Source organism: Jatrophihabitans sp. (assembly GCF_035474675.1).
Lineage (GTDB): Bacteria > Actinomycetota > Actinomycetes > Mycobacteriales > Jatrophihabitantaceae > Jatrophihabitans_A.
The window spans coordinates 1-8,872 of the sequence record NZ_DATINC010000024.1; the positions used below are offsets into that span (position 1 = coordinate 1).

At 74.2% G+C, this 8,872-nt stretch carries 9 protein-coding genes and 1 pseudogene; 3 read left to right on the plus strand and 7 right to left on the minus strand.

From position 1 onward, the window contains the following. Positions 1 to 256: pseudogene (locus tag VLJ82_RS02250) on the plus strand (succinate dehydrogenase/fumarate reductase iron-sulfur subunit); the annotation flags it as partial. A 17-nt stretch (positions 257 to 273) separates the two neighbouring features. Here the strand turns inward: VLJ82_RS02250 and VLJ82_RS02255 are convergent. From VLJ82_RS02255 to VLJ82_RS02280, 6 genes are read right to left on the minus strand one after another with little or no spacing between them, the layout of a single operon-like run. Continuing rightward, on the minus strand, positions 274 to 816 hold the full coding sequence (locus tag VLJ82_RS02255; protein WP_408661694.1) for a hypothetical protein: 543 nt from the start codon (positions 814 to 816) through the stop codon (positions 274 to 276). Further along, positions 813 to 2,123, minus strand: a complete 1,311-nt coding sequence (locus VLJ82_RS02260) for a DUF58 domain-containing protein (protein WP_408661695.1) — start codon at positions 2,121 to 2,123, stop codon at positions 813 to 815. Before VLJ82_RS02260 ends, VLJ82_RS02255 begins: the two co-directional genes overlap by 4 nt. Further along, positions 2,120 to 3,112: an AAA family ATPase gene (locus VLJ82_RS02265; RefSeq protein ID WP_408661696.1), complete on the minus strand. Its 993-nt coding sequence runs from the start codon at positions 3,110 to 3,112 to the stop codon at positions 2,120 to 2,122. The genes VLJ82_RS02260 and VLJ82_RS02265 overlap by 4 nt, the downstream gene beginning before the upstream one ends. Then, on the minus strand, positions 3,109 to 3,621 hold the full coding sequence (locus VLJ82_RS02270; protein ID WP_408661697.1) for a hypothetical protein: 513 nt from the start codon (positions 3,619 to 3,621) through the stop codon (positions 3,109 to 3,111). The genes VLJ82_RS02265 and VLJ82_RS02270 overlap by 4 nt, the downstream gene beginning before the upstream one ends. Beyond that, positions 3,614 to 4,324 (minus strand): DUF4129 domain-containing protein, encoded by a 711-nt coding sequence (locus VLJ82_RS02275; protein WP_408661698.1) that lies wholly within the window; start codon positions 4,322 to 4,324, stop codon positions 3,614 to 3,616. Before VLJ82_RS02275 ends, VLJ82_RS02270 begins: the two co-directional genes overlap by 8 nt. Positions 4,325 to 4,378: 54 nt before the next feature. Beyond that, a complete protein-coding gene (locus tag VLJ82_RS02280; protein ID WP_408661699.1) occupies positions 4,379 to 5,551 on the minus strand; it encodes a cystathionine gamma-synthase in 1,173 nt (390 codons plus the stop codon). Between the two features lie 125 nt (positions 5,552 to 5,676). Here VLJ82_RS02280 and VLJ82_RS02285 point away from each other — a divergent pair, with 125 nt between their 5' ends. Further along, positions 5,677 to 6,642 (plus strand): serine hydrolase, encoded by a 966-nt coding sequence (locus VLJ82_RS02285; RefSeq protein ID WP_408661700.1) that lies wholly within the window; start codon positions 5,677 to 5,679, stop codon positions 6,640 to 6,642. Between the two features lie 64 nt (positions 6,643 to 6,706). Here VLJ82_RS02285 and VLJ82_RS02290 read toward each other — a convergent pair whose 3' ends face one another. Beyond that, entirely contained in the window at positions 6,707 to 8,098 is a 1,392-nt protein-coding gene (locus VLJ82_RS02290; protein ID WP_408661701.1) for a cystathionine beta-synthase, read from the minus strand. Between the two features lie 78 nt (positions 8,099 to 8,176). On the opposite strand from VLJ82_RS02290, the gene VLJ82_RS02295 reads away from it, so the two are divergent. Beyond that, on the plus strand, positions 8,177 to 8,872 hold a 696-nt coding region (locus VLJ82_RS02295), incomplete at its 3' end, for an SGNH/GDSL hydrolase family protein (protein WP_408661702.1).

An 8,872-nucleotide genomic window follows, 5' to 3' on the forward strand; every position in this document is an offset into this window, starting at 1 on the left:
CTTCGCCGGCCCGCGCTACCTGATGCGGATCGCCGAGCTGGACATGCACCCGCTCGACGCCCGGGACCGGCAGCGCGATGCCCAGGAGCAGCACGGCCTGGGCTTCTGCAACATCACCAAGTGCTGCACCGAGGTCTGCCCGGAGCACATCAAGATCACCGACAACGCGCTGATCCCGATGAAGGAACGGGTCGCCGACCGCAAGTACGACCCGCTGGTGTGGCTGGGCAGCAAGATCTTCCGCCGGGAACCGTAGCCGGGCTGTAACGGCCCTCAGCCGCGGGAGCGGTGCAGCAGCAGCACCGGCAGGCCCACCAGCACCAGCACGCCCAGCAGGCCGAGCAACAGCAGCGCGCTGGAGGGGTCCGGCCTGGCCAGGCCGTAGCTGGCCGCCGCCAGCACCGCCGCGACCGCCAGTTCCACCAGGCAGCGCCGCAGCCAGCTGAGCAGCACCGGGGCCCGCACCGGCACCCCCAGCGGCACCGCGGCAGCCAGCGCGGTGCTGGTGTGGATCAGGTACAGCGCCAGCGCGTACCCGGCGGTGGCGGCCACCGGCGGGCTGCCGTGCGCGCCGTAGGCGGCGAACCAGCCGCCGACCGCCGACCCGAGCGCCAGGCCCGCCCCGCCCTGGCCGGGGCTGCCCACCGCGACCAGCACGCCCAGCACGGTGAGCACCGTCCAGACCGGGTCGTGCGCGGCCGGAATGGTGAGCACCGCGAGCCCGGCCAGCACGGTCACCGCCCGCACCGCCAGCCCGGGCCAGGAATACCAGTACAGCTGCCGCACCGGCCGATCGGCGGCCACCAGCCGGCTCATCGGTGCACCCGAGCTGCCCGGCTGGTCCGGCTGAGGCCCACCAGCACCTCGTCCAGGCTGCCGCTGCCCAGCCACGGCACCACCGGCACGCCGGAGTCGGCCAGCGCGCCCGCCAGGTTGTCCCGTTCGATCAGCTGCAACCGCCAGGCGAGGTCCAGCCACGGCCCGGGTTCGGGCCACACCACCTCGGCCGGCAGGGTGTCGACCACCAGCACCGTCCGGCCGGCCCGGGACAGCCCCGCCGCCTGGGCCGCCGCCGCGGTGCTGAGCAGCGGGCTCAGCAGGATCACCAGGGCCCGGCTGGGAATCCGGGCCAGCGCCCGGCCGATCGCCAGCTCGCTGACCTGGGCGACCCGCACGTCCAGCAGCGCGTCCAGCACCCGGAACAGGTGGGCCTGGCCGGTCCGGGCCCGCACCGGACGGCCGGCCCGGCCGAGGTCCAGCACCGCCACTCGGTCGCCGTGGCGCAGGTAGTGCTCGGCGATCGAGGCGGCCGCCCGCACCGCGACGTCGAGGTTGCTCGCCGCGCTCGCCCCGGCGCTCATCCCCACCTCGACCGCGGAGTCGAGCACCAGCACCACCTCGGTGTCCCGGTCGGAGTAGGTGGTGCTGACGTGCAGCTGTCCGGTCCGCAGCGACACCGGCCAGTGAATCCGGCGCAGCCGGTCGCCGGGGGCGAAGGGCCGCACCCCGGCCGGGTCCACCCCCTCGCCGGCCCGGCGGGAGCGGTGCCCGCCGACGATGCCGAGCGCGGAGGGCACCACGTCGGTGGCCGAGAACTCCGCCCGCAGCGGGTAGGTGACCACCGACGCCACCTCGGGAAAGGTCTGCGTGCGGCGCAGCAGGCCGTGCGCGGCGGTGACCGTCAGGCTCACTCGGCCGATCCGGCTGCGTCCCCAGCGCGGCGCGTCCAGCCGGTGCTCGAGCACCACCCGGGAGTTCGGGGCGGCCGTGGTGGCGAAGTCCCGGCTGCTCTCGTCCAGCTCGACCGGCCCTTCGGAGTAGGTGCGCAGCCGGATCACGTCGACGGCGTCGGCCACCTCCAGGTGCTGGGAGAAGGTGGTGGCCTGGCCCTCGAACAGGGTGGCCGCGCCGGTACCCACCCGCACCACCGGCGCCCGGCCCGGCCGGGTCAGCAGCGGCAGCACCACCGCCACCGCGAGCGGCAGCGCCAGCACCAGCAGGTCCTGGCGGCCCAGCAGCACCGCGAACCCGAGCAGCACCGCGGCACTGCCGACCGTCCCGGCCAGCGCCACCGTCGGGGACCAACCCGCCCGTCCGGTGCCGTCGGCCGGCCCGGTGCTCATGGCCGGCTGGCCGGCTGCTGCATCCGCGGCCGGTCGGTGCCGGTGACCGGCGCCGGCACCTCGGCGAGCACCGCCGAGATCACCTCCGAGGGCATCAGCTGCCGCATCCACATCTCCGGCCGCAGCGTCACCCGGTGGGCCAGCGCCGCCACCGCCACCGCCTTGACGTCCTCGGGGGTGACGAAGTCGCGGTGGTTGATCAGCGCGTAGGCGCGCGCCACCAGCAGCAGGGCGAGCGCACCGCGCGGCGAGGCGCCGACCAGCAGGTGCTGGTGGAACCGGGTCGCGTCGACCAGCGCGACGCAGTAGCGCCCGACGCTCTCCTCGACCTCGATGCCCTCCACCACCTGCTGCACCGCGCGCAGCCCGGCCGGGTCCAGCACCGGCTCGAGGGTGATCGCCTCGGCCTGGCGGGCCATCCGGCGCTGCAGCACCTGCCATTCCTCGTCCTGGCTGGGGTAGCCGAACGACACCCGCAGCAGGAACCGGTCCAGCTGGGCCTCCGGCAGCGGGTAGGTGCCCTCGTACTCGATCGGGTTGGCGGTGGCGATCACGTGGAACGGCTCGGGCAGCGCGAAGGTGCGGCCCTCGACGGTGACCTGGCGCTCCTGCATGGCCTCCAGCAGCGCCGCCTGGGTCTTGGGCGGCGTCCGGTTGATCTCGTCGGCCAGCAGCAGGCCGGCGAACAGCGGCCCGGCCCGGAACGCGAACTCACCCTGGCGCTGGTCGTAGACGAACGAGCCGGTGATGTCGGAGGGCAGCAGGTCGGGGGTGAACTGGATCCGGCGGAACTCCAGGCCGAGCGCCTGCGCGAACGAGCGGGCGGTCAGGGTCTTGGCCAGGCCCGGGTTGTCCTCGATCAGCACGTGCCCGCCGGCCAGGATGCCGGCCAGCACCAGCGCCAGCCGGCCGCGCTTGCCGACCACCGCCCGGCCCACCTCGGCCAGTACCCGGTCACAGGCCTCGGCAGCCGCCGGCACGCTGGTCACAGCGCCTCGATCCGGGCCACCAGCGCGCTCAGCTCGGCGCGGCTGGGTGCCGGGCTGTCCCCGGCCGGCGGGGCGATCGTCAGCGACCACAGCTGCTCTCCTAGCACCTGCCGGGCCTCGCGAGGCTGTTTGCCGGGGTGGATGCCGTACCGCCGGCGCAACCGCTCGGTGGCCAGCTGCGCCAGCACCGGCCGGACGTTGCGGTCGTACTTCGAACCGTCCGTGCTGGCCGCCTCCAGCCGGCGCTCCAGCTGCCGCAGCCTGCTCAGGTAGGCGTTGCCGGGTTCGACCGCGGGGCCGAGAGGTTCCGGCGGCGGCTGCGGGGCGGCGGCGGTCTCGCGCACCAGCTGCACCAGCACCGTTGCCGCCATCCCGATCCCGGCGCACAGTTCCGGTCGCAGCTCGGTGCCCGCGGCGGCGGCGGTCAGCAGCACGACCACCCCCGCGGCCAGCCCCAGCCCGGCGGCCACCAGCAGCCGCCGTACCAGCCCGGACGGCGGCCTAGCCATGGTCCGGCCCTCGGGCACTGACGGCCAGGGTGAGCTCCGAACGCAGCCGGGCCAGGTCCGCCCGGGCCTGGGCAACCGCGGAGTCGGAGATCGGATGGCTGGAGAACCGGGCCTCCCGGTACAGCGCCGCCAACCGGTGCAGCGGCTCCTCGCTCAGCGGCAGGGTGGCCAGCAACCGCTCGACGAGCTCGGAGGAGGTGTCGGCGGGGACCCGGCGCAGGCCGGCGGCGTCGACGGCCTGCTGCAGCCGGTGCCAGCACAGGATCACCGCGTCCCGGATGTGGCTGCCGCCCAGGCCCGACAGGGCCGCCGCCAGCGTGTCCGAGACCTGCCTGGCCAGGTCGTCCGGGGCCGGGTCGACCGAAGGACCCGGCGCCCGGCGCGGTCGGGGGCGGCGCTGCCAGCTGGGCAGTCGGGGCACCAGCGCCACCAGCAACGCGATCACCGCCAGCATCAGCACACCGGCCAGCACCAGGCCGAGGAAGGACCACGGCATGTGGAAGAAGTGGCTGCGCGGCGGGGGGCGGCCGGCCAGGTCCACCGGCGGGGGCGCAGTGACGACGGTGGGGGACGGCGTACCGCGCGCGCCCGCCACCGAGTCAGTGCCGAGCGAGGTCGGCCGGGCCCGGGCAGCCAGCGCGACCAGCGCGAAGCCGGCCACGCTCGCCGCCGCCAGCCAGCCGGTGGCTGCCGGGAACCGCACCGCCGCCACCTTTCCGCCTTCCCGTCGCCGGCCGGCCGTTCGAGTCCCGCCCGCTCAGGCCAGCGCGGCGCTGAGATCGGCCAACAGGTCCTCGATGTTCTCGATGCCGACCGACAACCGGATCAGGTCGTCGGGCACCTCCAGGAGCGAGCCGGCCACGCTGGCGTGCGTCATCCGGCCCGGGTGCTCGATCAACGACTCGACGCCGCCGAGCGACTCGCCGAGGGTGAACAGGCTGGTCAGCCCGCACACCTTGAGCGCCGCCTCCTCGCCGCCGCGCATCCGGAAGGACACCATGCCGCCGAAGCCGGTCATCTGCCGGGCGGCCACCTCGTGGTTGGGGTGCTGCGGCAGGCCCGGGTACAGCACGCTCGACACCGCCGGGTGCTCGGACAGGAACCGGACGATCCGCTCGGCGTTGGAGCAGTGCCGGTCCATCCGGACGCCCAGGGTCTTGATGCCGCGCAGCACCAGCCAGGCGTCGAACGGGCCGCTGACCGCACCCATGGCGTTCTGGTGGAAGGCCAGCTGCTCGCCGATCTCGGCGTCCCGGGCCACCAGCGCGCCGCCGATCACGTCGGAGTGCCCGCCCAGGTACTTGGTGGTGGAGTGCACCACCACGTCCGCGCCGAGCGCCAGCGGCTGCTGCAGGTACGGCGAGGCGAAGGTGTTGTCCACCACCAGCATCGCCTGTTGCTCGTGGGCGATGGTGGCGACCGCCGCGATGTCGACGATGTTGAGCAACGGGTTGGTCGGCGTCTCCACCCAGATCATCCGGGTGTTGGGCTGGACGGCGGCCGCCACCGCGGCGATGTCATGCATGGCGACCGGGGTGAACTCCATTCCCCACCGGGCCAGCACCCGGGCCACCAGCCGGTAGGTGCCGCCGTAGGCGTCGTCGGGCAGCAGGATGTGGTCCCCCGGGGTGCACAGGGTGCGCAGCAGGGTGTCCTCGGCGGCCAGCCCGGAGGCGAACGCCAGCCCCCGGGCACCGCCCTCCAGGGCCGCCAGGCACTCCTCCAGCGCGGTCCGGGTCGGGTTGGCCGACCGCGAGTACTCGTAGCCGCCGCGCAGGCCGCCGACCCCGTCCTGCTTGTAGGTCGAGGTCTGGTAGATCGGCACGGTCACCGATCCGGTCAACCGGTCCGGTTCCTGGCCGGCGTGGATCGCCAGGGAGTTGAAGCCGAGCCCGCCCGCCGCGTCGGTGCCGTCCGTCGAGATACCCATGACCCCCAGATTACTGGCCCGCTCCACCACGGCTGCCGGGTTTGCGTTGCGCCCAGATCACAGTCTCGGCGGGAAACAACACCAACCAACACCGCGGTGCGGCCGAAGTACGCAATGATCCCCAGATGCTCACCAGGCGGATCACCGCGGCACTGGCCCTAGCGGCCGTGCTGCTGACCGCCGACGCCGACGCGCTGCGCGCCCGGGAGCTGCGGGACTGCTGTGCCGGGGCGGGCAGCGGGCCGCAGGCCGCCGCGCCGAGCTCCAGCCAGCCGGTCCCCACCCAGCCGGTCCCCACCCAGCCGGCACCGACCCCGACCAGCGCCCGGCCGTCCCCGGTCGCGCCGCCGTCGCCGACCCGGACGGCGCCGTCCGTCAACCCGGCCGGCCGGCTGGCGGCGGGCCTGACCGGGCTGTTCGGCACCGGCTCCAGCTACTCGGTGGCTGCGCTGGACCTGACCACCGGCCGGTCCAGCCAGGCCGGGGCGCACGGCGGCATGGTGCTGGCCAGCCTGGTCAAGCTCGACATCCTGCAGACGCTGCTCTACCAGCGCCAGCGCAGCGGCCAGCCGCTGACCGACGGCCAGCAGGACGACGTCGAGGCGATGATCGAGCACAGCGACAACGCGGCCGCCGACCGGATCTTCCGGCTGATCGGCCGGGCACCCGGCCTGGGCCGCTACAACGCGGTGCTCGGGTTGCACGACACGGTCCTCAACACCGCGGGCCTGTGGGGGCTGTCCACCACCTCGGCCGCCGACCAGCTGCTGGTGCTGCAGGCGCTGGTCTCGCCCCGCTCGCCGTTGACCGCGGCGTCCCGCCGGTACGCGCTGGACCTGCTGGGCCAGGTGGAGGCCGACCAGCGCTGGGGGGTCAGCGCGGCCGGCGATCCGGGCAGCACCACCCTGAACAAGAACGGCTGGCTCGGGGTGGACGCCGACCGGGGACGGTGGGCGGTCACCACCGCCGGACTGGTCCGGATCGGCGGGCACCAGGTGCTGATGGCGGTGCTCAGCCAGCACCAGCCCGACTTCGCCACCGCGGTGGCCCGGGTGGAGCGGGCGGCCCGGATGCTGGCCGCCACGCTCTGAGCATCCCGTAGCCGACCGGGCTACCGCGCCGGCCGCCGCCCCCGGGTTACTTGCTGATCAGGGGTTACTTGCTGATCAGGTAGCCCAGCAGGTCCTGCCGGGTGACCACCCCGGCGGGCTTGCCGTCGACGTGCACCAGCAGGGCGTCCGCCCCGCCCAGCGCCTCGACGGCCCGGCGGACCGGCTCGCCGGAGCCGATGATCGGCAGCGAGGCCGACATGTGCTTGTCGAGGGAGTCCGACAGCGCCGCCTCGCCGGCGAACAGCGCGTCCAGCAGCGCCTTCTCCGACACCGAGCCGACCACCTCGCCGGCGGTGACCGGCGGTTCGGCGCCCACCACCGGCATCTGGGACACCCCGTACTCGCGCAGGATGTCGATGGCGTCGCGGACCGTCTCGTTGGGGTGCACGTGCACCAGCGCCGGGGTGTCGCCGCCCTTGGCGGTGAGCACCTCGCCGACGGTGGTCTCGGCACCCTGGTCGAGGAAGCCGTAGTCGCTCATCCACTTGTCGGAGAACACCTTCGACAGGTAGCCCCGGCCGCCGTCGGGCAGCAGCACCACGATCACGTCGTCCGGGCCGGACCGCTCGGCCACCCGCAGCGCCGCGGCCATCGCCATGCCGCACGAGCCGCCGACCAGCAGGCCCTCCTCGCGGGCCAGCCGCCGGGTGATCTCGAACGACGTCGAGTCCGACACCGCGATGATCTCGTCGGCGACGCTGCGGTCGTAGTTGGCCGGCCAGAAGTCCTCGCCGACGCCCTCGACCAGGTACGGCCGTCCGGTGCCGCCGGAGTACACCGAGCCCTCCGGGTCGGCGCCGATCACCCGGACCGGGCCGCCGGGACGGGCGGCCGACCTCTCCTTGAGGTAGCGACCGGTGCCGGAGATGGTGCCGCCGGTGCCCACCCCGGTCACGAAGTGGGTGATCCGGCCGTCGGTCTGCTCCCAGATCTCCGGCCCGGTGCTCTCGTAGTGCGCCCGGGTGTTGTTCGGGTTGGAGTACTGGTCCGGCTTCCAGGCGCCCGGGATCTCCCGGGCCAGCCGGTCGGAGACCTGGTAGTAGGAGCGCGGGTCCTCGGGGGCCACCGCGGTGGGGCAGACCACCACCTCGGCGCCGTAGGCCTTGAGCAGGTTGATCTTCTCCGGCGAGACCTTGTCCGGCAGCACGAAGACGCACTTGTAGCCGCGCTGCTGGCCGACGATGGCCAGCCCCACCCCGGTGTTGCCGGACGTCGGCTCGACGATCGTGCCGCCCGGCTTGAGAAGCCCTGCCTGCTCGGCCGCCTCGATCATCGGCAGGGCGACCCGGTCCTTGACCGACCCGCCGGGATTGAAGTACTCGACCTTGGCCAGCACCAGCGGCGCGGTGGCCGGGTCGAGGTGACGGGTGATGTTGCGGAGCTGGACCAGCGGGGTGTTGCCGATCAGGTCGACAAGCGAGGTGTAGTAGCGCATGAGGCAAAGGCTAACCTCGGCGCAGCCATTCAGTGACACCAACCGGTCAAAACCAACCGGTCGAGAGGGGGCAGTTGCATGAGTCGGGCTTCGCGGGCGCGCCGGGTGGTGACCGCTGCCGCCTTCGGAACGGGCAGCCTGGGCGCGATCAGCGCGGCGGTGGCCGGCGTGCTCTACGGCGAGTCCAAGCTGGCCCGGCGCCGGATCCAGCCCGCCGAGGCCGACCCGCCGCGGGCCGACGGGGTGTGGCGGGCACCTGGGGTGCCGGCCGGCTCGGCCCCGCTGGTGCTGGCGATGCTGGGCGACTCGTCGGCCGCCGGCTACGGGGTGCACACCGACGTCGAGACTCCGGCCGCGCAGATGGCGCTGGGCCTGTCGGCGCTGGCCCGGCGACCGGTCCGGCTGCGCAACGTCGCGGTGGTGGGCGCGCAGAGCTCGGCGCTGGCCAGCCAGGTCGAGCTGGTGCTGCCCGAGCGTCCCGACCTGGTGGTGATCATGATCGGGGCCAACGACGTCACCCACCGGATCCGGGCCTCCGAGTCGGTCCGCCACCTCAACACCGCACTCGGCATGCTGGCCGAGCAGGATCTGCCGGTGGTGGTGGGCACCTGCCCGGACCTCGGCACCATCCGGCCGATCGCCCAGCCGCTGCGCTGGCTGGCCCGCCGGCTGTCCCGGACGCTGGCCGCGGCCCAGGCGGTGGCGGTGGTGGCCGCCGGCGCCCGGGCGGTCAGCCTCGGCGACATCCTGGGGCCGGAGTTCGCCAGCAGCCGG